Origin of the sequence: Methanosarcina thermophila TM-1, from assembly GCF_000969885.1 — an archaeon.
In the GTDB taxonomy this organism is placed as follows: Archaea; Halobacteriota; Methanosarcinia; order Methanosarcinales; family Methanosarcinaceae; genus Methanosarcina; species Methanosarcina thermophila.
This window is the reverse complement of the sequence record NZ_CP009501.1, coordinates 333,393-354,060: the sequence shown is the minus strand read 5'-3', so window position 1 is coordinate 354,060 and position 20,668 is coordinate 333,393. Positions and strand designations below refer to the sequence as shown.

Annotated in this window: 22 protein-coding genes and 2 pseudogenes; 8 read left to right on the top strand and 16 right to left on the bottom strand. The window is 41.7% G+C overall.

The window, feature by feature from the left end:
• Window positions 1-87 precede the first annotated feature (87 nt).
• Window positions 88-1,785, top strand: a complete 1,698-nt coding sequence (locus MSTHT_RS01600) for a catalase (protein ID WP_082086714.1) — start codon at window positions 88-90, stop codon at window positions 1,783-1,785.
• A 400-nt stretch (window positions 1,786-2,185) separates the two neighbouring features.
• Here MSTHT_RS01600 and MSTHT_RS13640 read toward each other — a convergent pair whose 3' ends face one another.
• From MSTHT_RS13640 to MSTHT_RS01590, 5 genes and pseudogenes are all read right to left on the bottom strand, one after another.
• On the bottom strand, window positions 2,186-2,500 hold the full coding sequence (locus MSTHT_RS13640) for an MBL fold metallo-hydrolase (protein ID WP_331454386.1): 315 nt from the start codon (window positions 2,498-2,500) through the stop codon (window positions 2,186-2,188).
• 13 nt (window positions 2,501-2,513) lie between these two features.
• A complete protein-coding gene (locus MSTHT_RS14915; protein ID WP_231588143.1) occupies window positions 2,514-2,657 on the bottom strand; it encodes a hypothetical protein in 144 nt (47 codons plus the stop codon).
• Window positions 2,650-2,721, bottom strand: a pseudogene (locus MSTHT_RS15445) (MBL fold metallo-hydrolase); the annotation flags it as partial. The gene MSTHT_RS14915 and the pseudogene MSTHT_RS15445, both read right to left, overlap by 8 nt.
• Before the next feature lie 18 nt (window positions 2,722-2,739).
• On the bottom strand, window positions 2,740-2,886 hold the full coding sequence (locus tag MSTHT_RS14245; protein WP_156149689.1) for a hypothetical protein: 147 nt from the start codon (window positions 2,884-2,886) through the stop codon (window positions 2,740-2,742).
• Between the two features lie 300 nt (window positions 2,887-3,186).
• Entirely contained in the window at window positions 3,187-3,513 is a 327-nt protein-coding gene (locus MSTHT_RS01590) for a hypothetical protein (RefSeq protein WP_048166279.1), read from the bottom strand.
• 199 nt (window positions 3,514-3,712) lie between these two features.
• Here MSTHT_RS01590 and rsgA point away from each other — a divergent pair, with 199 nt between their 5' ends.
• From rsgA to MSTHT_RS01575, 3 genes are all read left to right on the top strand, one after another.
• Complete coding sequence (gene rsgA, locus MSTHT_RS01585; protein ID WP_231588142.1) at window positions 3,713-4,231, top strand: GTPase RsgA; 519 nt, start codon at window positions 3,713-3,715, stop codon at window positions 4,229-4,231.
• Between the two features lie 346 nt (window positions 4,232-4,577).
• On the top strand, window positions 4,578-5,630 hold the full coding sequence (locus MSTHT_RS01580; RefSeq protein WP_048166278.1) for a DUF362 domain-containing protein: 1,053 nt from the start codon (window positions 4,578-4,580) through the stop codon (window positions 5,628-5,630).
• A gap of 219 nt (window positions 5,631-5,849) precedes the next feature.
• Entirely contained in the window at window positions 5,850-6,035 is a 186-nt protein-coding gene (locus tag MSTHT_RS01575) for a hypothetical protein (protein WP_048166277.1), read from the top strand.
• A gap of 40 nt (window positions 6,036-6,075) precedes the next feature.
• Here the strand turns inward: MSTHT_RS01575 and MSTHT_RS14910 are convergent, their stop codons facing one another.
• Complete coding sequence (locus tag MSTHT_RS14910; protein ID WP_231588231.1) at window positions 6,076-6,213, bottom strand: hypothetical protein; 138 nt, start codon at window positions 6,211-6,213, stop codon at window positions 6,076-6,078.
• 203 nt (window positions 6,214-6,416) lie between these two features.
• On the opposite strand from MSTHT_RS14910, the gene amrS reads away from it, so the two are divergent.
• Window positions 6,417-7,481: an AmmeMemoRadiSam system radical SAM enzyme gene (gene amrS, locus MSTHT_RS01570; RefSeq protein ID WP_048166276.1), complete on the top strand. Its 1,065-nt coding sequence runs from the start codon at window positions 6,417-6,419 to the stop codon at window positions 7,479-7,481.
• 720 nt (window positions 7,482-8,201) lie between these two features.
• On the opposite strand, the gene MSTHT_RS01565 is transcribed toward amrS, so the two are convergent.
• The 4 genes from MSTHT_RS01565 to tatC (MSTHT_RS01550) all read right to left on the bottom strand — a co-directional run bounded on the left by MSTHT_RS01565 (window position 8,202) and on the right by tatC (MSTHT_RS01550) (window position 10,700).
• Window positions 8,202-8,723, bottom strand: coding sequence for a Nudix hydrolase (locus MSTHT_RS01565; protein ID WP_052721790.1), 522 nt, complete (start codon window positions 8,721-8,723; stop codon window positions 8,202-8,204).
• Window positions 8,724-8,878: 155 nt separating this feature from the next.
• A complete protein-coding gene (locus tag MSTHT_RS01560; protein ID WP_048166275.1) occupies window positions 8,879-9,184 on the bottom strand; it encodes a twin-arginine translocase TatA/TatE family subunit in 306 nt (101 codons plus the stop codon).
• Between the two features lie 262 nt (window positions 9,185-9,446).
• Window positions 9,447-9,788 carry a Sec-independent protein translocase subunit TatA/TatB gene (locus MSTHT_RS01555; RefSeq protein WP_048166274.1) on the bottom strand — a complete coding sequence of 114 codons (342 nt, stop codon included), beginning with the start codon at window positions 9,786-9,788 and terminating at the stop codon, window positions 9,447-9,449.
• Between the two features lie 129 nt (window positions 9,789-9,917).
• Window positions 9,918-10,700, bottom strand: coding sequence for a twin-arginine translocase subunit TatC (gene tatC / locus MSTHT_RS01550; protein WP_048166273.1), 783 nt, complete (start codon window positions 10,698-10,700; stop codon window positions 9,918-9,920).
• Window positions 10,701-11,569: 869 nt separating this feature from the next.
• On the opposite strand from tatC (MSTHT_RS01550), the gene tatC (MSTHT_RS01540) reads away from it, so the two are divergent.
• The 3 genes from tatC (MSTHT_RS01540) to MSTHT_RS01530 all read left to right on the top strand — a co-directional run bounded on the left by tatC (MSTHT_RS01540) (window position 11,570) and on the right by MSTHT_RS01530 (window position 18,662).
• Window positions 11,570-12,355 carry a Sec-independent protein translocase TatC gene (gene tatC, locus MSTHT_RS01540; protein WP_048166271.1) on the top strand — a complete coding sequence of 262 codons (786 nt, stop codon included), beginning with the start codon at window positions 11,570-11,572 and terminating at the stop codon, window positions 12,353-12,355.
• A 458-nt stretch (window positions 12,356-12,813) separates the two neighbouring features.
• Window positions 12,814-13,068 carry a hypothetical protein gene (locus MSTHT_RS14715; protein ID WP_197071756.1) on the top strand — a complete coding sequence of 85 codons (255 nt, stop codon included), beginning with the start codon at window positions 12,814-12,816 and terminating at the stop codon, window positions 13,066-13,068.
• Between the two features lie 233 nt (window positions 13,069-13,301).
• Entirely contained in the window at window positions 13,302-18,662 is a 5,361-nt protein-coding gene (locus MSTHT_RS01530) for a DUF3320 domain-containing protein (protein WP_048166269.1), read from the top strand.
• A gap of 409 nt (window positions 18,663-19,071) precedes the next feature.
• Here MSTHT_RS01530 and MSTHT_RS01525 read toward each other — a convergent pair whose 3' ends face one another.
• The 6 genes and pseudogenes from MSTHT_RS01525 to MSTHT_RS15545 all read right to left on the bottom strand — a co-directional run.
• The gene (locus tag MSTHT_RS01525) at window positions 19,072-19,617 is read right to left on the bottom strand and encodes a pyruvoyl-dependent arginine decarboxylase (protein ID WP_048166268.1); all 546 of its coding nucleotides are present in this window, start codon (window positions 19,615-19,617) and stop codon (window positions 19,072-19,074) included.
• 187 nt (window positions 19,618-19,804) lie between these two features.
• On the bottom strand, window positions 19,805-19,951 hold the full coding sequence (locus MSTHT_RS14710; protein ID WP_181952210.1) for a hypothetical protein: 147 nt from the start codon (window positions 19,949-19,951) through the stop codon (window positions 19,805-19,807).
• Window positions 19,942-20,079, bottom strand: coding sequence for a hypothetical protein (locus tag MSTHT_RS14705; RefSeq protein ID WP_181952211.1), 138 nt, complete (start codon window positions 20,077-20,079; stop codon window positions 19,942-19,944). Before MSTHT_RS14705 ends, MSTHT_RS14710 begins: the two co-directional genes overlap by 10 nt.
• Window positions 20,080-20,092: 13 nt before the next feature.
• Complete coding sequence (locus MSTHT_RS14700; RefSeq protein ID WP_181952212.1) at window positions 20,093-20,296, bottom strand: hypothetical protein; 204 nt, start codon at window positions 20,294-20,296, stop codon at window positions 20,093-20,095.
• Between the two features lie 119 nt (window positions 20,297-20,415).
• Window positions 20,416-20,562: a hypothetical protein gene (locus MSTHT_RS14695; RefSeq protein ID WP_181952213.1), complete on the bottom strand. Its 147-nt coding sequence runs from the start codon at window positions 20,560-20,562 to the stop codon at window positions 20,416-20,418.
• Window positions 20,490-20,660, bottom strand: a pseudogene (locus tag MSTHT_RS15545) (hydantoinase/oxoprolinase family protein); the annotation flags it as partial. The pseudogene MSTHT_RS15545 and the gene MSTHT_RS14695, both read right to left, overlap by 73 nt.
• Window positions 20,661-20,668 lie beyond the last annotated feature (8 nt).

Sequence of the window (20,668 nt, the reverse complement as noted above, 5' to 3'; positions counted from 1 at the left end):
TGGAAATGGTTTTTTTTCTAATGGACTTGATAACTTCAAATGTGAATATGAAAAAGTTACGTGAGAGCATATAGTTGAGGGTATTTTATGATAGGTGACAACTATAAAAATCCAATGGATAAAAATGAATTAGGGGAGCCACTTCCAAGCAGAAATCAAACAGTGGGAGACACTCCTGAATTAACTACGGTAGCAGGAGCTCCAGTGGAAAACAATCAGGACAGCATGACAAGCGGTAGACGCGGACCTCTTATGCTACAGGATATCTGGTTTCTAGAAAAATTAGCACATTTTGACAGAGAAGTAATTCCAGAACGCAGAATGCATGCAAAAGGCTCAGGAGCATTTGGAACATTTACTGTAACTCATGATATTACCAATTACACTAAAGCAGCTATATTCTCTGAAATAGGAAAGCAAACCAAAATGTTTGCACGCTTTTCTACTGTAGCGGGTGAGCGTGGAGCAGCTGATGCAGAGCGTGATATTCGTGGTTTTGCTTTGAAGTTTTACACTGAAGAGGGCAATTGGGACATGGTAGGGAATAACACGCCTGTATTCTTTTTCAGAGACCCTCTAAAGTTTCCTGATTTGAACCACGCTATTAAACGTGATCCGCGTACCAATATGCGTAGCCCGAATACTAACTGGGACTTCTGGACATCATTACCGGAAGCTCTGCTACAGATAACTATTATTATGGGTGATCGTGGAATACCTTCTTCTTACAGGCACATGCATGGATTTAGCAGTCATGCTTACAGTTTAATAAATAAAGATAATGAACGGGTATGGGTAAAGTTCCATTTCAGGTCACAACAGGGTATAAGAAACCTCACTGACCAGGAAGCTGAAAGAGTTATTGGAATGGATCGCGAAAGCCATCAAAGAGACCTTTACGAAGCCATTGAAAAAGGCAATTTCCCAAAATGGAAAATGTATATACAGGTTATGACAGAGGAACAGGCTAACTCTATGAAGAATAACCCCTTTGATCTGACCAAAATGTGGTATAAAAAGGATTTTCCACTGATACCTGTGGGTGAATTTGAGTTAAACAAAAATCCTGAAAACTACTTTGCAGACGTGGAACAGGCTGCTTTTTCACCGGCTAACGTAGTCCCAGGAATTAGTTTTTCTCCGGACCGCATGTTGCAGGGACGTTTGTTCTCTTACGGAGACGCACAGAGGTATAGATTGGGTGTGAATCACCATCAGATACCTGTGAATTCTCCTCAGGGTGTTAAAAACTATCACAGTTTCCATAGAGACGGAAAGATGAGAGTTGATGGCAATAGAGGAAGTCAACTGAATTATGAGCCCAATAGCTATGGAAACTGGAAAGATCAACCTCAATATGCACTTCCAGTTGAAAAAACAGGTTCAACAGATATCATGAGGTATGATTTCAGAGAAGATGACAATGACTATTACACCCAGCCAGGAGAGTTGTTCAGAGCTATGACTCCTGATCAGCAGCAGGTTTTGTTTGAAAATACCGCCAGAAATATGGGCGATTCTACTCTCCAAATCAAACACAGGCACATTTACAATTGCTATCAGGCAGATCCTAAATATGGTGAGGGCGTTGCAAAAGCACTGGGGATAGACATCTCAACTGTTGATTTAAATTTGCCAGCGCGTACTTCAAGACAAGCCAACTATGAAGCAAACAATAAGCATCCTGAATTAAATCAACCTACAGAGAAAAAAGATTCAGGTAGGGAAATTGATACTAACGGCGATCCTTACATTGAGCCCGAAGATGATCCGTGGCTTTTGTAACTATTAAAATTGCCATTAGCGGTACTATCAGGTCTAGAGGAATAAACAATTTACAGGCTTGAATGTAGCTGAAATAGTTCTTAATCCTCATAGACTTGATAATTCCTTTTTTTAATTATTTTGGAATATTGTAATATTTACTTTTTAAATACTGATGGACACATATCATAAAAGAGAAAGCAAACTTATGATGCTTTTGCAGTCCAAGTTCATCGTTGATGGAATTCATATTGGCAAACTTGCGGATAAGCTGCAGAGATACCTAGATGAAATGTAGATTGTAAGCATAATGGAAGAGCAAACAGTTCGCGAATCTTACTTTCCTAAAAGTTATGTCCCTAGAATATATAGGCTTACTTTAAAACCTGTGCTTGCGGAGTTTTACTCTACGTCTGAGTTTTTACGGATTAGTGCCTTCAAAAAGGCTTGAAAAACTCCTTTTTACTTCCGCAGAACTGAACGGTTTCCAGTGAGCAATATAAATCTTTCCGGATGTAATGTCAATCAGTTTTTTTATGCTCCTTCTGGCCTCAGCCGGATCATCTGCCCAGAAAGGAAGGGACGGCTTTCCTGAAAGAATTGAAGGAAATATAAGGTCTCCTGTAATTGCATCCCCATTTTTCAGAAGGACGAAAACGCAGCCCGGAGAATGGCCTGGTGTGTGGATCACCCGTCCTCGGACTCCATATTCCTCCAGTTCCAGGGATTCGTCAATAAGAATATCAGGTTCAAAAGCCGGGTATCTGGAGAGTGCTTCCTGACCTAAAAAGAGCCCAAGAATCCTTCCCGTAATTCCAGTAGGAAGTAGCTTCCCCCCTGCCTTCCTTCGCGAACTTTGTCTGCATCCAGGCGGTGCACAGCAACCTTTGCACCTGTTTTTTCCCTGAGGGCAGCGGCGCTTCCTGCATGGTCCGCATGTCCGTGTGTGAGGACTATGAGCCGGATATCTTCAGGTCAACCCCCTATCTCATGCAGTTTTTCAAGTATGGTATCTTCACTCCCCGGACATCCAGAATCGACCAGGATGGTCCCTTCATCTCTGATAATAAATGCATTTATCATTTTCACAGATACAGGTACGATATCTATAGAAAGATCCATTCAAACCCCTCTCAGAACTCACTCAAATACTACTTTTTACTCTAAATCCTATGTTTTGCAGTTATAAAAATAAGTAGTCATGGTTGTATTTGATCTCCTAAACTACAGACAAAAAACATATGAAATAACTCCTGATGAAAATAGCTGCATTCCCACCTTGAGATGTTTTTTGTTGAGAATCTATAGGAACAAATTAGTTTGTCATCTATTGATTGGTCTCACACTTGATGAACAAAGAAAAAGTCCTGAAGTTTTCAGCCTTGAAAATGTATCTCCTTTACTTGGCATGAAAGTACGTTATTATTTATCTTTCACGTCCTTTTTCTTTTCTTTTTCCTCATATATAGCTCCAAAAACCATTCCAAGAGCAGGTCCGAGAGCAATTCCCAGGATCATATCGTCTATCAAAAGGCCAAGTATCAAACCGAATGATATGCCAAGGGAAAGATCAAGCGCCACCGAATCCTCTTTTTCATCCTCGCTCTCATTTTCTTTCTCTTCAGTAGAGCTTCCAATATATTTTTCAGCCTTATAGAGCCTTTTCCATAAATGTAAGGGTATAAGTAAAATAGCTATAACGATGACAATAAAAACTGCAGTTATTTGTAAAGATGCAGAATCGATCATTATTTTGAATTTACTACTTTACTATAAAAAGAATTTGAAAATAGAGAAAAAGGGAAGTAGAGAAAAGGGATTTATAATAGAGCCAGTTATCGGGCAGGAAAACTTTTGCAGCCGGCAGGAAAGAAATTTTCAGGAACAATCTGACCGAGAAAAGGCAAATATCAAAATATTTATCCATTTAATCAGATACTTCCACTTCATGAACAATCATAGAGAAACAGAGAGTTCAGGTCATAATTCAGTCCACAGCGACGCCGATACTATTCCAGGCTGGAACAAAAAGCTTGAACTGGCTTTTTCTGCTTACAAGGGTTCTTACATTCCCGGAAGAGTCGCATCAAGGCATAAAACGGTCTGTGAGGTTCTTATCCCTGGAGCTGTCGTGCAGGCTGGAATTTCCGGTGCACTCCAGAAAATCGGGAAGCAGCCAGCTGTAGGAGATTATGTCGTTTTGTTTGACCAGCCAGAACTGGGCTCCCGAATGATTGTTAATGTCCTTCCCAGGAGAACCTGCCTCTCAAGAGGGGCAGCAGGAAACGAGGGTGAGGAGCAGGTAATTGCTGCAAATCTTGATACCATTTTTATTGTGACTGCCGTGGGAAAGGATCTCAACCTTAAAAGACTTGAAAGGTATCTCGCAATTGTATATTCCTCCGGGGCAAGACCTGTAATTTTACTTAACAAAAGCGGCTTGAAAAGGAAAGATTCAAGAAAATAGCGGTGGATATTAAAAATATAAGAGATTTACTGGAAAGTCGTAAGATAAGATTTATAAGATATTTCGATTTTAGGCAGGAATTACCAAGAATTAAGAATTATCAGGAATTTATCGCCATCCAAACATATTTTAAATTTTTTACAGAATCTTTGTGATATGTGAACTTTATTGACCAGTAACTTTTCTTTCCATCCAGCGCAATACCTAAAAATAAAAAACACTTTCTTAACTTCACACTTTTAATTTCACATTCAGGATAAAGCATAAATCTAGATTAGGAGGGACGTAAACGGCAAGTAAAGTTTATTTTGCAGATCTCAGGGCTAGAAACCCACAGGTAAATACCATCAGCAAGATTCAGAGGCTTTTTGATGAAGCAGGGTTTGTTGAGCTTCTGGGGTCAGACGACCTGACTGCAATAAAGGTTCATTTTGGAGAGTATGGGAACGATGGATACATAAATCCGGTCTTTGTACGGCAGGTTGTAGAAAAGGTCCGGGCAGCCGGGGCAAAACCGTTTATCACGGATACGAATACACTTTATTCGGGCAGCCGGCATAATGCCGTCGATCATCTGACAACAGCAATAGAACATGGTTTTGATTATTCCGTCGTCCGGGCTCCACTTATTATATCGGACGGCTTGAAGAGCCAGAACGCGGCAGAGGTCGAGATCGGGCTGAAGCATTTCAATTCCGTAAAAATAGGGTCAGATATTGCTGCTGCGGACTCCATGATTGTGATGTCCCATTTTAAGGGGCATATCGTAGCCGGTTTTGGAGGGGCTATCAAAAATCTTGCTATGGGCTGTGCTCCCGCAGCCGGCAAGAAAGAACAGCACTTCAGGACAAGCCCGCACGTTGTTGAAGAAAAGTGCGTAGCCTGCGGGAAATGCGTTGAGATCTGTCCGGTTGGAGCTTCTGCTCTTGTAGGCGAGGTTTCAATGATCGAGCCTAATATCTGCATAAGCTGCGGGCAATGTATGGAAGCCTGTCCGTCGGAGGCAATTGATATCGACTGGGAAAACGACATCCCGGAGTTTCTGGAATGCGTTACAGAATACGCATATGGCGCGGTGAAAGGAAAGGAAAACAGGGTAGGTTATATTAATTTCCTGCTTAAAATTACACCTGACTGCGACTGTGTGCCCTGGAGCGATGCGCCTATTGTGCCGGATATAGGAATCCTGGCTTCAACTGATCCTGTTGCCCTTGACCAGGCAAGTTACGACCTCGTAAATAATCAGAAAGGGCTTGTCAGCTCCTCCCTGCAATTTAACCACGAAGCCGGAGCCGATAAATTCAAGGGCGCCTGGCCAAAGGTTGACGGAACTCATCAGCTCAAATATGGAGAAGAAATCGGGCTTGGAAGCCGGGAGTATAAACTGGTTGAGATTTGAATTGATTTGTTTAAATCAACTCTCAACAATTTTTCCTTTTTACTCATTCCTCTCAAGAAACCCGGGTGTCAACCCAATTTCAAGATCAATTCCCAGATCAAACTATAACTCAACTTTACTTGCTTTGATCGCAATTCTATTTTTTAAAAAGATAAATATAGCAGATGCCACAACTTAATATATGAGTTAACTTTACCCAACTTTACTGGAGATGATTAAATGACCATCTGGGAATATGATGTTAAAGAGATAAGGTTCAGTGAGTGGTCAAAGACAAAAGAAGATCTTAACCGACTTGGAGTTGAAGGCTGGGAACTCATCAAGTTTGCGGATGAAATTGATGAAAACGGTATGATAACAGCTGTTTTTAAAAGACCGGTCGATTACGTAGACGCGTCTTTCTAAATTCCTTTTTTAAATTATTTTCTTGCTCTGAATTTTCCATTTAAAGTGTCAGTTTAAACAAGAGTACATAAAAAATAACAAAATATCTGAAATGATCTATCCAGATTTTAGATTCTTCTTCCTTATCCATAAATTCTATAAATTTTTCCAATGTACGTGCTGTTTTTGGATTAAGGATATGCTCAATTTTGCAGGCATCTTCTTCTGCGGTGTTTCATCAAGCCCGAAGTGCATGAGAAAATCCTTGAGCATGCTGTATTTTTCCCTCGTCTTTCTGGCAATTTCAATTTTCTAGTAACAGAAAAGAGTATTTCACTTGCTTCTAGAACAGAGGGAAATATAATAACAGCAACCGTTATTATACAAAAAAACAATTTCTAGATGGGGATCGATGTGATAAAAGATGCCATGCTTTACGAGAAAATCGGGGACAACAAAGTACATTGTAATCTCTGCGCCCAGAGTTGTAAAATTCCTCCGGGGAAAAGGGGCTTTTGTGGGGTCAGGGAAAACAGGGACGGACAATTATATACGCTTATTTACGGGACAGTCTCAAGCGAAGCCGTTGACCCTATAGAAAAGAAACCTCTTTATCACTTTTATCCGGGATCTTATGCTTACTCAGTAGGGTCGATAGGATGCAATTTCCGCTGCAAGCACTGCCAGAACTGGGCAATTTCCCAGGCTTGCCTAGAAGAAGCTTATACAATGGATATCCTTCCTGGTGAGCTGATTGAAAGGGCGCTTCTCTCACGTTCAAGTTCAATTGCCTGGACCTATAACGAACCCACGATCTGGCACGAGTACACTTACGAGTGTGCAAAACTGGCAAAGGACGCAGGGCTTGCAACAATTTATGTGACAAACGGGTACATGACGCCTGATGCCCTAAAACATATTGCGCCTTATCTGGATGCCGCAAATATCGACATTAAAGCTTTTAATGAAAAATTTTACCACAATGTCGCCAGCGCAAAACTGGCTCCTGTGCTTGAGGCTTCAGTCCTTGCAAAACAGCTCGGCATACATGTAGAGATTACAACCCTGATCATACCGGGTGCAAACGATTCCCTTGATGAACTCAGGGAGCTCTCAAAATGGGTCTACAAAAACCTGGGACCTGAGACCCCCCTGCATTTTACACGTTTCCACCCGCAGTACAAGATGCAGAACGTCTCCCCCACACCTATAAAAACTATGCAAGAAGCCTGTAAAATCGCAACTGAGGAAGGGCTTAAATATGTTTACATGGGCAATGTGCCTGGCAGTGAGAGAAACAATACCTTCTGCCCGAATTGCGGAAAACTGCTAATTGCCCGGGGCTTATTTGCGATCGAGAAGTATGATATTACACCTGAGAAGACCTGTCCAAAGTGCGGGGAACATATTCCCATTATAGGTGAATACGCTGGCTTAAAAGAAGCATCAGATGAATATGGATACTGAGCCGGATAAATATAAGTGTCAGGAAGCCCGGAAGTAGTGAGAGCCAGTAAAAAAAACAGGAGAGTGCCCGGAATTCAGGAAAAAGCCTATCTGAAATTTCTTTCAGAAATATCGTAATCTATCATCCTGCAAGATAGCTGAATTTCCACGGTTTCTTTTTACTCCGGTAATCATTTCTCTGGCTTATTTTCTACTACATGCTAAACTATTTAATTTCTTGTTGATAACACGCTAATTTCTTGTCGATAACATGATAAACTATTTAATTATGTGTTGATAATAACTATTATGTTTTTATCATTGCTTTGCTGGACAATTCTTTTAATATTTCTCAGTATATTGGCGTGTTGTGACTGGAAAAAAGCTCTAAAGTCGCTTTTCATAAAAGAGAAATGAACCATACCAGAATTGCATCATGGATTCTTTTCTCAGCCTGAAAGGTTTCCATTTCCTTTTTGATTAATCAATGGCTTCATTTATCGCAGATTAAGAGTGATTTTGTATGATCTCTTTATCCAGATTTGTTCTTTCAAATTTTTCTTTCAAAATTTGAGGATGTGATTCTGACGCGCCATTTATATGAGACCAGATTCTGAATGTATCCAATCTACTATCTTTTCATTCTATTGAGACTTTGTTTTTAGAAATATAAGCTCCAATCTCTTTAAGAAAAAGTTAAGAAAAGGTTTTCATTACTTAGAAAAAAAAGTTATTACTTTGTCAGAAGAGATATTTTTCATATCCTTCCTGGAAGATTTTTATAATTCCTGCTCGCAGGGAAGGCGTATATTTTTCAGGTTCGGCTCTGACAGCCCTGTACAATTCTTCCAGATCTATCCATTCAACATAATCGGCTTCTTCGGGATCTGGTCGAATTAAGTTTGCAATTTTTGCCGAGCATCGACCTGAAAATATCATGTGGAAGGCTCCTTTGTTTCCGAAAATACAGGAGATCTTAAATAGTTTCCGGAAAGGAACTGAGATTCCGATCTCTTCACGCATTTCCCGCATCATGCAGGCTTCATAAGATTCGTCCGCTACAGTACCGCTTACCGAGTATGTGTAACGGTTCGGATACCAGCGTTTTCTAGACGACCTTTTCTGTACGAGCATTTCATTCTCAGGGTTAAGCAGGATAAGCTGAGCAGCCCTGTGGATGTGTTCTCCTGAATAAAAATCCTCTCGATCACGTAGTCTGAGAAAGTTATCGTTTTTGTCAACTTCGCTGATTAACTCAACCACAAAAGGTCTCCTGATGAATTATAACACTATCCGGACCCGATTGAAAATAAAATTAAGAATATGAGCTAAAATAAAATTAAAATGACAGGCTTCGATAAAAGGTTAAACCTGAGTTAAATGCCATGAAAAGCAGAGAAGCAACTTTTCAGGTATTCTCAGGGTTCGGAGACTTCCTTTGGCTTTTCTGCAGATTTCTGGATTTCATCCAGGAGCTGTTCGTCGGTTTTACCTCTTATATCAATCCCGAGTTTCTCGGCGGTTTCCTGTATCTTGCTCTTCGAAGCTGCGGGCTCCTTAAGGGACCTTTCAAATTCCTTCAGACTTAGTTCCGATTCTCTCTGGGCTTTCTTAAATTCTCCCATTGAACTTCCCATGGAGCGGGCAAGTTCCGGAAGTTTGGATGCCCCGAAAAGGAGTACAATTACTCCGAAAATCATTAAGAGTTCATTTGTGCCTATCATTGGCTTGGCCTCAACTATCGCTTTCTTAAATAAATATAATTGATTCAGCAATAATGGGATAAAAATTTTAAATATAGCTAAGTTAAGCTAAGTTTTTTTATAATATATAAAGCTTCTACTTTATTTGTTATAAGATATTTTATGTAAGATATTTTATATATTTAACTCTTTTTATTTCATTTTTCCATTCAGTCTATCTCCCTGGCTCTCTCCTTAAATCTATCCTCCAGACCTTCTTTTCATCACAGCTAAGTCCTGAATTTCAGTTTTTTCTGGGCTCTTCCGGTCCAGTGGCAGATTTTTCGGCTTCGAGCGAATTTTCCATGCCTGTATTATTGACATTTAAACCTGCATCAGTTTTTGCTTCTTTACTGCTGCCCGGAGTGTCCTCTTGTTCCTTCTCTTTCTCTCCTGGAGCTGCCGTATTACTGGATTTTTGGGTATAGGCATCGAATTGAGTGAGATCAAGCTCAGCCGCACGCTGTGCTTTTTTAAATTCTCCCATTGCACTTCCCAAAGACCGTGCAAGCTCAGGAAGCTTCTGGGGTCCAAAGAGGAAGAGAGCAGCAACGATGATTGCTATCAATTCTGGTGTACCTATCATTGCTGGTTATTATCAACAATCAAATATAAAAGTTCTTGTAAAAAGATCGGTGGACTGGCTTACTTTGAGGTTTTTTAGAGTAGTTTATATTTTAAAAGAAAGAAATTATATTAAATAGACAGACTAATCTCAAAATAACCTGACAAGCAGCAGGCTGAACTCAAACAGTAATCCCAGTAGAAGTGCTACAACCATCTGGGCGATAAAAGTTGGATCTGGGGATAGAAATAACGAAACTGCCAGAATTATACTGTAGACCAGTATTCTCTGCTTTTTGAGGGTCTGGTACTCCACAAGCCCCATCTTTACGGCAAAGACTAAAAGCAGGGGAAGTTGGAACACAATTCCGAAGCCTGCCAGGATCGTAGTTACGGCTGAGAGGGTGTTCTGAACTGAGAGCTGAGCTGTAGCCATATCGCCCGAGTAAAGGAGGATGTATTTGAACATCACAGGCAGGACAACAAAGTAACCCAGAGCCACTCCGAAGAGAAAAAGCAGGAAAGACGCCGGAATAACCTTGAGGAAAAACCGTTTCTCATGCGGATAAAGTCCCTTGCCCGCAAATCTATAAAGCTGGTAGAAGAACTGCGGAACTGAGATTGCAAGGGCGAAGACCAGGCAGAGCTTGAGGCGGGCAAAAGTCCATTCAAGGGGGGAGTATGCTGTCATGTAAAGGTCAGTACTTATAAACTCCTTCCAGAGAAGCAGCATCCCTTTTGCCGAAAATGGAAAAGCGAGAATTATTCCCAGAAAGAGCCAGACTAAAACGATTGCCAGCCGGTTCCTTAGCTCGAACAGGTGGGCAGTAATAGGTACTTCAATATCTCCCGGAACACCTGAGGTATAAATATTCGTTCCCGATACCTGTCCGGTAGAAATTATTTTTCCGTTGTCTGTGTGCTGTGAGTCCATTTTTTCCGCTCATATGTACTGGATAAATATATTAATATCGGAACATAATATTAAATGTAATATTATTAAATGTGAATCTTATCAAATGTAAATATTATTAATCTGAATCTTATTAAATGTAAATACTATTAAATGTGAATCTACAAACCTTCTGCCAGGGTTCCGATTTGCCTGTGCAGGGGAACTTGAAGTTCATTTCACGGTTTCTTTTCGTAATATCTTCTACTGCATTTTTTATATTTGATTATAGCATACCTTAAGAAGGGCGTACCTGAAAACTTATGGCAGCTGAGTTACTAAATATAATGGAAAACACTTAAAATGATTAATATAACCAAATTAAGATAATTATTTTATTGCATCATGGTAATTAATATAACCTAATTAAGATAATTTATATAATATAGTTATCGCAATTGATATAATTTATTTGAGAAATTTGTTTAATATAGTTATGGTAATTACTTAATCAGATTAAGATAGTTGATATAATCTGAAGGATTATAAAACTCGATTAAGATAATTAATATAATATATTTATTATAATTAATATAACCTATTTAGGTAACTTATTAAGGTAACTGCTATTTCCCGGTCATCTGCACTTTGCCATCCTTATCACATACTCGAACTTTGGCTCTCTTTAACCGAATTCCTCCTGGATGGCTGGCAGTTCCGTGGAACATTCAAAGGATTCCGTGAAAAGAGCCAAACAAACCAAGAACGAAAAAACAAAATAGGTAAAAGAAAGTTGATGATAAGAACCACTGCAGTGAATAGTTCTCCTTGCCCTGGGCTCCTGCAATGAACCAGAATTCCCTTAAACGGGAGAAGGAACTTTCTTTTGCTTTTCCGGATAGGTACTCCATATGTCTGAAGCCATTGAAAATCTCAGTGTAATCCTGCTGACCCTGCGAAATAAGCTACTTGTGATTGCAGGGGTCCTTATTACAGGTATAATTCTCTCATTTCAGTTTACCGGACCCCTGATAGAAAGGATGAAAGAAGATCTCCTCCCAGAGGGTGCAAAACTTATTTACATTTCCCCTCTGGAAGTAATGATGCTGCAGCTCAAACTATCGGTGTTAATAGGGCTGCTCATTACCCTGCCTCTTATCGCATTTTATATCTACAGGGCTATTTCGAGGCGGTACTCAATTCGGATTCCAATCTCGATAGGAAAAGGTCAGATTGTTGTACTGGGCATCAGTGCCATTATTATGTTCATCCTCGGGGCTTCATATGCCTACTTCCTCATGCTGCCCCTCTTCCTCAAATACCTCTATATGGATGCAGCCGGTTCAGGGGTAACTGCAACTTATTCTATCTTCAAGTTCATCTCGTTCGTAGCCACAGGAACGGCAATGTTCGGTCTGGTATTCGAACTTCCGATAATACTCACCTTCCTTACCCGAAATGGATTTGTAAAATACAGCACACTTGTAACTTATAGAAAGCATCTTTATGTCCTTATAATGATTATTGCAGCCGCCATAACCCCGGGAGCGGATGTATTCAGTCAGATAATGCTTGCCGTGCCCATGGTAATCTTCTTTGAAATAAGCCTGATTATTGTCAGGATACTTGGAGTCAAGAGCAAACTTCCCAAGTCTAACACGTCGGCATCTGCATTCGGGGCTACGAGGAAAAACTAAATCACGAGGAAATTAAAAAAAGGATACAGTAAAAGAGTATGAGGGAAGATCTGTAATTCCCAAAGCTGAAAAAAGAAAAGCAGCAAAAAAAAGTGGGTGGCTTCAGGAAGATACACGAACATGAGGCAAGGCGTGTTTGGGGGTGATGTGATGATAGTTGAGAAAGCAACCCAAACACGCCTTTTATTAATCTTTTCCGCACTCGCCTATCCGCCATATATTTTGTTTTGACAGGATTTAAGATTATCGAAATTACTTTTATAAAATGATTTTTTTGACAGTGTTGCTAAGTCGTGATTTATAAAAGGCTGCCAGCAACCCGGGTATCTCTTTTCGGGCTGTTTGCGCTTTTTGGTATATGGCAGTCTCCTGAAACAGGGCTTATCAAGAACCTTCTCGAGCCCCTCCTCGAGGTGACAACCATATTCACAAATTCGATTCTTTAATTAACAGGGCTCATGAGCGTTATAAACCGGAACAACGGTTTCGGCAAGCCTTTTCATAAAAAGGTTGCAGCGCAAACTTTTTGGAAAAAATATTTGATCACAAACTTTTTAGAAAAAAGTTTGATCACAAGCCTTTTCAAAAAAGGCTTGAGCGAAAACCCCAAGCAACGGCGTGGTCAAGCGGCGCAACGCTTGGTGATAAACCGGCGCAACGGTTTCGACACAATAACTGCGTTCAAAGCTCTGGGAGGAGTAATCGTAACATAAAGAAAAACTCTAATAGTAGAGGAATTGTTTTCAGATATAAGAAGGAAAATATTCTTAAATGTATTATTCTTAAATATGTTCCTTTTAAAGGAGCTCTCATCGAGCCGGGTTGTATTTCTCCTCCATTCCAAACTTTATGGCTGGCAGAACAGAGTAAAATTTATTAAATAAATGTTCTGCATCTTATTTATCGTATACATTCATTGATTATTTGAAAAGAACCTGGTATTCTTATGGTAGATGTAGCTAAGGAATTGGAAGCACTGAGGCAGAATTTGCTTGATCTGTCCCTTCGAAACAATCTTCTCAATTACCGCCCTTCTCAGAGAAGGACAATCTTAATCTCAGGCAGAAAGCCAGAAGAGATTTATGAACTTTTTGTCCTTCATGAAAAGTCATTGAGGTTCAGAGCAAAAACCAGGTCCAAGAAAGGAAGAAAAACCAAAACTGGGGAAGAAGATGAGACTTCGGAAAAGGAAAGCAAACTTTTGAGAACAATAAGAAAAACCCTTATTTCCGAAGAAGACAGATCCCAGAAAGAAGACAATATCCGGAGTTTCCGTTCTGAATCCTTCCTGGAAACCCCGGATGACAGCGAAACCCTTGATAAGAAGCTTTTTTATGTTTTTAATCAAGCAAATTCTATTTTTGAAGAACAGGGATATCCTGTGCTCTACCTTGCTCTGGGTTTTCTGCAGTGGAACGACAGCAGGGTAGCCGTAAAAAATCCTAAAGCTCCCCTTCTCCTGGTTCCTGTCGAACTCAAACGCGTAGGAAAAAGCCGTGTTTTCAGCATCCAGTGGACAGGAGACGAAATCTTTACTTCAATTACTCTCCAGGCAAAAATGAAGGAATTTGGAATCTTTCTTCCCGAATTCGAGATGCCTGAAGAAGCTGCAGGCATTGAAGAATACTTCAGGGCTGTATCCCGGGAAATCCGCGAAAAAGAAGACTGGAAACTCCTGCCTGAGGTCTGTCTTGACCTTTTTAATTTCAAAAAATTTGTAATGTATAAGGATCTCGATCCTGCAACCTGGCCTGAGGACATGACTCCTGCTGACCATCCCCTGATTCAGAAAGTTTTTAATCCTGGGGATCCCGATTGTGAGGATTCCGGCTTCCTTGAAGATGAGGTTGACCTGAAACTCTCAGCAAAAGACACGTACCTGATAATGGATGCCGATTCTTCCCAGATCGCGGTTATTGAAGACATAAAAGCCGGAAAGAATCTTGTCGTTGAGGGACCGCCCGGAACCGGCAAGTCCCAGACAATTGCTAATGCCATTGCAGAGCTTATAGCACAGGGAAAAAGCGTACTTTTCGTGAGTGAAAAAATGGCTGCCCTTCAGGTGGTAAAGAGCAGGCTGGACTCGGCTGGTCTGGGAGAACTCTGTCTTGAAATTCACAGCAACCAGACCCGGAAAAAAGCCGTGCTTGAAGAACTGGAGAAAACCCTGAATCGTGCAGCCCCCTCCCCAATACGCCCTGACAGAGATCTCAATGAGCTCGAGAAGCTAAAACATGAACTCAACCAGTATGCCCTGTCCCTTGGAAAGCCTGCTGGAAATCTCTATCCCAGCCTCTATACCCTTTATGGCATAAGGGAGAAAACAAAGGCTTACTTCGAATCAAAAAATCTGAAAATGCCTGCTTACAAATTTCAAGAGCCTGAAACCTGGGAGCCTGAAGCCTGGACCGATGCAAAAACTGTTCTGGAAAAACTGGGTCAGGTACTTCCTTTTCTCAGTCCTATCCGGAAAAATCCCTGGTATGGCTGCAAACCTGGGCTCGTACTGCCTTCAGATCTCGGAGAAATCGAAGTCCTTACAGACGAATGTGCAGCAGCTTTTGAAGCCCTGGAAACAGCCATAAAAACATTTAATGACCTCTCTGCAACCTCAAAGCCCAGAACTCTCGAAGGAATTGAAACTGCAATCGAAGCCGCAAGGCTTCTGGGGAAAACAAACCCCCTGCCTGAAAGAATGCTTCAGAATCTGGAGTGGGAATCTGAAACCTCAAGAGCTGGGGCTGACGCTCTGCTTTCGAGCTTCAGACGGTATATTGAGCTCAGGACTTTTGTGGAGAAAACCTTTAACCCTGCGATTTTTGATCTTGATACCTCTAAATTCGAGGAGCTTTCCAGCAGTCTCCTCAAGTTTTTAAACCCAAAATACAGGAAGCTCAGGAAAGAGATTTCAGCCTGCTATCGCTCAGGAGCACCTTTGCGGGACAGCAAAATCCTTCTTGATCTTGCTTCGCTTTCCGAATATAAGGCCTGCAGGCTGGAGCTTGAAAATTCGGATTCAAAAGGTAAAAAGTATTTTGGAGATTACTGGAAAGGTTTAGAAAGCGATCCTGCTCTCCTTGAGGAATACAGTCAGTGGGTAATTCCCTTCCGGAAATACCTGAAAGAAGGAATTCTGACGGACAGAAGTTTCAGGCTTATAGCAGCCGGAATTGACAATACAGCTCTTGAATCGGCAGCCAACCGGGTGCTTGCTGCAAAGCAGGAGTTTCTGGAGTCACTTAATAAGTTTGGGATTCGAATAGGCGCGGATTTCAATAAAATGTTTGGACATAGCCTGGAAACTGTAAAATTGAGCCTGTTAAAATCCCGTATAATGAAATGGAAAAACGAAACTTCTTCCCTGATACTCTGGAGCCAGTATCTCGGATACCGGCAGGCATGTCTGGAAACAAAGGCAGCACCTATGATAGAGGATCTTGAATCCGGAAAACTTGATGTCTCGGATGCGATTCCTGCTTTTGAAGGTAACTACGCCGAGATCCTCCTGAATCGAGCCTTCAGGGAGAGACCTGCGCTCTCTACTTTCATCCGTGAGCTGCACGAAAGTAAACTTGAAAAGTTCAGGGAACTTGACAAAAAAGTGCTTCTGGAAAACCAAAGAAGGGTAATCTGTTTGGCTTATGAAGAAGCCCCAAAATTGAATTCAGGTGCTTCAAGGGCTTCGGAAGCAGGCATTTTACTCAATGAGTTCAACCGGAAAAGAGGGCATATGCCTATCCGCACCCTTATGAAGAAAGCAGGTGGCATCATTCAGAAGATCAAGCCCTGTTTCCTGATGAGCCCGCTTTCCATTGCACAGTATCTTGACCCCAGAAGCACCCGTTTTGATGTGATAATCTTTGACGAAGCAAGTCAGGTCAGACCCGAAGATGCAGTTGGAGCTCTCCTGCGCGGAAAACAGGTAGTGGTAATGGGAGACTCAAAGCAGCTTCCTCCAACAGAATTTTTCGATACTGTACTCGCTCCTGAGAGTGATCCAGATGACTATACTGCAGCCGGGGATATGGAAAGCATCCTGAATGTCTGCAAACGCAGCTTCCCGGTAAAGACCCTGCGCTGGCACTACAGGAGCAGGCATGAATCCCTTATCGCGATTTCAAATCAGGAATTTTACGATAACCAGCTCTATGTTTACCCTTCGCCAATGCAAAAAGACGAAAAGCTCGGGCTGAAGTTCGTGCACCTTCCGGATGCGGTTTATGACAGGGGTAAAAGCGGAGTTAATCGGTTAGAAGCAAGAGTTGTTGCAAGGGCGGTTCTCGAACACTTCAGCAGGTATCCCGACAAAAGCCTCGGTGTAGGGACTTTTAATGTGAAACAGCAGGAAGCCATCCAGGAAGAAATCGAAGCCCTGCTTAAAGTAAATCCGGGATTTGACCTGAATTCGGTAAATGAAAAAGGAGAGCACTTCTTCGTTAAGAATCTCGAAACTATTCAGGGCGATGAAAGGGATGTCATATTTCTGAGTGTGGGTTTCGGTTTTGATAGCAACCGAAAGCTTTCTCTTAATTTCGGTCCCCTTAACCGTGAAGGGGGGGAAAGACGCCTCAATGTTCTTATTACACGCGCCAGGGAAAAATGCGTTGTTTTCTCAAACTTTACATCAAGGGATTTAAATCTGGAAGAAAATTCGCCTTTCGGGCTCCGAGCCCTGAAAGTCTTCCTTGAGTTTGCTGAGAGCGGCAGGCTTCCCTCGCCCGCATGCAGTGGGGAAACCTTCGATTTGCCTTTCGAAGAGGCAGTTTTTGCTTTCCTGACAGAAAATGGCTTCGAAGTCCACAGGCAGATAGGCTGCGCAGGTTACAGGCTCGACCTTGCAGTCCCTGACCCTGTTCATTCAGGACACTATGTGCTTGGAATAGAGTGTGACGGAGCAGATTATTATTCCCTGCATGTTGCACGGGATCGTGATCGTCTGCGCCAGCAGGTACTCGAGGGGCTTGGCTGGAAGATCTACAGAGTCTGGTCAACGGACTGGTACCTGCATCCGAAAGAAAGCAGGGAGAAACTGCTTGAAGCTGTAAGAGAAGCTGTAAAACAGGCAAAGCAACAGGCAAAACCCGAAGCCATGCCCGAAATTCCTGTTATAAACGAACCATCTTCCTGGGCTGAACCCTTAAATTACACTCCTGCAGGAAAGTTTTCGGATTCCCCTGAAAACCCAGTATTCTCTGTTTCGGCTTTGCCCGCAGAAAGTAATGAGAATGCAGGTAGCGAGGAATTTGAAACCGGGTTTTTTGACCGAAGCTCCCTTTCAGAATCTTTCGAAGCCGAACTTCTTCCCGAGACTTCCTTTGGAACCGAAGTTAAAGAGCCTTATTCAGGCGCATATTTCAGACTGGAAGAAGGGCTTACTGCCCCTTCAAGTAAGGACTTTCTGCCAGAAATGACCTCAAGGGCAGAGTCACTGGTTAAGGTTGCCAACGCAAACTCCCGCAAGAAGCCTGTGAGAAGGTCAGGAAAATCAAAACTTCTTAGATTTAATGCAAACCCTCGATCGGACAAAGACAGAACTGAACCCATACCTGAGCCTGAGCCTGAGAAAGTAAGTTTCTTCCAGGCTTATCCTGAGATAGATTTCAGTTCAGTTCCCGAGAAAAGAAAGAAGCGCAGGCGACTTAATGAGTTTGCTTATATCTACGGTTCGGAAGGTTATTTTGAATCCGAACCTGACTTAGAAGATGATTATCCAGAAAACGAGCCTGAAAAACAGTCCGGGAAAGATAATTCATTAGAAGCGATGGTACCCCTTTACCAAGTCTGCCTTTCCTCAGGACTTCCGCAATCCAGAGATCTTTCTGAGGTTTCTGATAAGCAGCTTGAGGAAGCAATTATAAGGATTGTAGCATGTGAGGGTCCTATTCATGCAGAACTCCTGCCGCAGCGGATAAAATCGCATACAGGAATTCCCCGCATGCTCGGGAAGATAAAACAGCGAATATATGATGCTGTGGAGGCTGCCGAAAATTCCGGGAAAATTCGAGTAAAAGGTGAGTTTTACTGGCCGGTTTCGGAACCTGCCTGTCTCCTGCGCAGGCGTGCTGGAGACGCACCTGCAAAAATCGAATGGATCTGCGACGAGGAAATAAAAGAAGCTATTCGTTTTGTCCTGAACAACCAGTATTCAACCCCACTTGAGGATCTTATTGTCCAGACTTCAAGGGTTCTCGGGATAAAAACTACCCGTAAAAATACCTCGGGAAGGATAGAGAAACTTATCCTTTCAGGAATCGAGGATAGCGAACTGACAGTTCTGCCCAATAAAATGATCTATTTTGCAGAATAAAAGGTGTTTTCTCAGAATAAACAAATCATAAACACTGATTCAGGTACAGTAAATGTTCCAGCCGCTTTAAACAGGAAAAAAATATCGTTCTCCTGAATGTACCTGAAAGCGTAGAAAGACCATGTAACTTCCCAGGGCCAAAGACTAATAATACATTGGAAAAGAGTAATAATACATTGGAAAAGAGTAATAATACATTGGAATTAAGTATAGGAATTCAGAAGGTTCAATTGATTCATTAACCTGCGTTCCAGGCTACAGATTTCCACCTGATGGAAAAAATTAAAAAATTTCGGGATTGGGGACGAGCTCTTCCAGCCCTTGATCTTTTATTAGATGGGGGGAAGGCTGGAATTTCTTCCCCTTAACCCAATTAAAAATAGCCCTAATTTATTTTCTTTAACTGATCTTACTCTGTAATAAAGACCAGTGCAGCTACAACAGTAGTCCATTTTCCGTTCTTATCGCCTTTTGCAGTCTGGCAGATGTGGAACGTATCGAAAATGTGCCCGCTTGCTTTGTAGACCTGCTCTCTCTCGTGCCAGGCGGCTTCTGCATCAAATTCTATACCAAGGGTGGTTGCAAGCATAGTTGCTGCCAGATCTTCAGCATATTCTCCTGCAATAATTTCTTCTTCTCCAAAGGAGTGGTGTTCGGAGATGTACCCGTAGTTTTCTTCGTTTACAGGTATCGCAGTTCCTATAGCTGCAGCCATTAAACGATGAGGCTCATTAGTATCGTTCCTTGCAAGTACACAATGGACAATGGAACCAGCTTTCAACTCTAAGAGTCCTTCTTCTCTGGGTATTATTTTGCAGTTGGGAGGCAGGATGCTTGAGACACTTACAAGGTTATATTTCTCGATTTTTGCATCCCTCAGCGCAAGTTCAAAAGATGCCAGTCTGTCTTTGTGTACCCCAGTACCCTTTGTCATAAATGCTTTTCTTGGGATCATGCTAACTCCTTAAGGATTTTATGTGTCTACTATGCGGGTTCATTGTACAAGCAACCAATACACATAGATAGTTTAAGGTTTTTTTAAAGTAGTAAACTGAACTATTGGGTTGATAGTCCTATTTTTCATCACTGAAATGTACACCAGAGTTATGAACTTTATCATATTAACTTCAGCTTTAAAAGACTTAACACCTCAAATTTGAGGTGCAGTCCAGAGGGGAATTCAATTCAGTTAGTTCTCTGAAGCCCTCGTCGGATTTATCCTGTCCAGATAGAGCTTTTTCATAGACATTGTAATTCGCAATTCCTTCAAAGATAAATCTCATTTCCACTGAATTTCACCTGCATGGATTTTTATATCTTTCTTTTCTACACTAACTGTAACCTGCTCAGGTAAAAATTCAGGCTCAGTCATGTAATCAAGAATCAACTTTTTTCCAAATTCTTCAACGAAATCCATGGCTTCATTCCTATCATGAAATCCCTCCTTCCGTTAGGGGTACATACAAAAATACTTTCTGTTTTTTAAGGTCGTACTTTGACCCACTGTAAAGCATACGCACGATTATCCCGATACGTTTTGTCCCATTTCCTGCAAGAGCTCCGACCCCATTTCTAACATCTGAATACTCAGGAACAAAAATTTCAGCATCTATTAGCTTTCTCATTTCGTTCACATAAGCTCTAGATGGGACCCCCCAGAAGGACAACAGGAATATCCACTTTAAAACGGCAGAAGAAATTAGCTTCAAACATGTTTGCAAGTAAGGTAGCCCCGATTTCAAAAAACAGGCTTCTATTCTGTTCGGACAAGGAATTTTACTGCCTGGATATGTTCATCCAGTTTTAGTCTGTCCGGAAATTGCCGCCCTGCACCCAGATGTGGCTGTCCCCACCCGTAGCCGAAGTCTCCATGCGAAGTGCCTGGACTTTTGTCTACCAACCGCCGATAACCGCTTCAGTTTCGCTAGGGTGAGGAAGCCCTTTCTGTATCAGTGAGACATCGGTACTTGTCCTGCGGACGTCAATTACAGTGCAGGTTAAGATAA

What these genes read in the sequence shown, in the direction of transcription:
- MSTHT_RS01600 (WP_082086714.1), top strand. Translation starts at nt 88, where the DNA reads ATGATAGGTGACAACTATAAAAATCCAATGGATAAAAATGAATTAGGG.
- MSTHT_RS14245 (WP_156149689.1), bottom strand. Translation starts at nt 2,886, where the DNA reads ATGGATCTTTCTATAGATATCGTACCTGTATCTGTGAAAATGATAAAT.
- MSTHT_RS01590 (WP_048166279.1), bottom strand. Translation starts at nt 3,513, where the DNA reads ATGATCGATTCTGCATCTTTACAAATAACTGCAGTTTTTATTGTCATC.
- rsgA (WP_231588142.1), top strand. Translation starts at nt 3,713, where the DNA reads ATGAACAATCATAGAGAAACAGAGAGTTCAGGTCATAATTCAGTCCAC.
- MSTHT_RS01575 (WP_048166277.1), top strand. Translation starts at nt 5,850, where the DNA reads ATGACCATCTGGGAATATGATGTTAAAGAGATAAGGTTCAGTGAGTGG.
- amrS (WP_048166276.1), top strand. Translation starts at nt 6,417, where the DNA reads ATGGGGATCGATGTGATAAAAGATGCCATGCTTTACGAGAAAATCGGG.
- MSTHT_RS01560 (WP_048166275.1), bottom strand. Translation starts at nt 9,184, where the DNA reads ATGATAGGCACAAATGAACTCTTAATGATTTTCGGAGTAATTGTACTC.
- MSTHT_RS01555 (WP_048166274.1), bottom strand. Translation starts at nt 9,788, where the DNA reads ATGATAGGTACACCAGAATTGATAGCAATCATCGTTGCTGCTCTCTTC.
- tatC (WP_048166273.1), bottom strand. Translation starts at nt 10,700, where the DNA reads ATGGACTCACAGCACACAGACAACGGAAAAATAATTTCTACCGGACAG.
- tatC (WP_048166271.1), top strand. Translation starts at nt 11,570, where the DNA reads ATGTCTGAAGCCATTGAAAATCTCAGTGTAATCCTGCTGACCCTGCGA.
- MSTHT_RS14715 (WP_197071756.1), top strand. Translation starts at nt 12,814, where the DNA reads ATGAGCGTTATAAACCGGAACAACGGTTTCGGCAAGCCTTTTCATAAA.
- MSTHT_RS01530 (WP_048166269.1), top strand. Translation starts at nt 13,302, where the DNA reads ATGGTAGATGTAGCTAAGGAATTGGAAGCACTGAGGCAGAATTTGCTT.
- MSTHT_RS01525 (WP_048166268.1), bottom strand. Translation starts at nt 19,617, where the DNA reads ATGATCCCAAGAAAAGCATTTATGACAAAGGGTACTGGGGTACACAAA.
- MSTHT_RS14705 (WP_181952211.1), bottom strand. Translation starts at nt 20,079, where the DNA reads ATGGATTTCGTTGAAGAATTTGGAAAAAAGTTGATTCTTGATTACATG.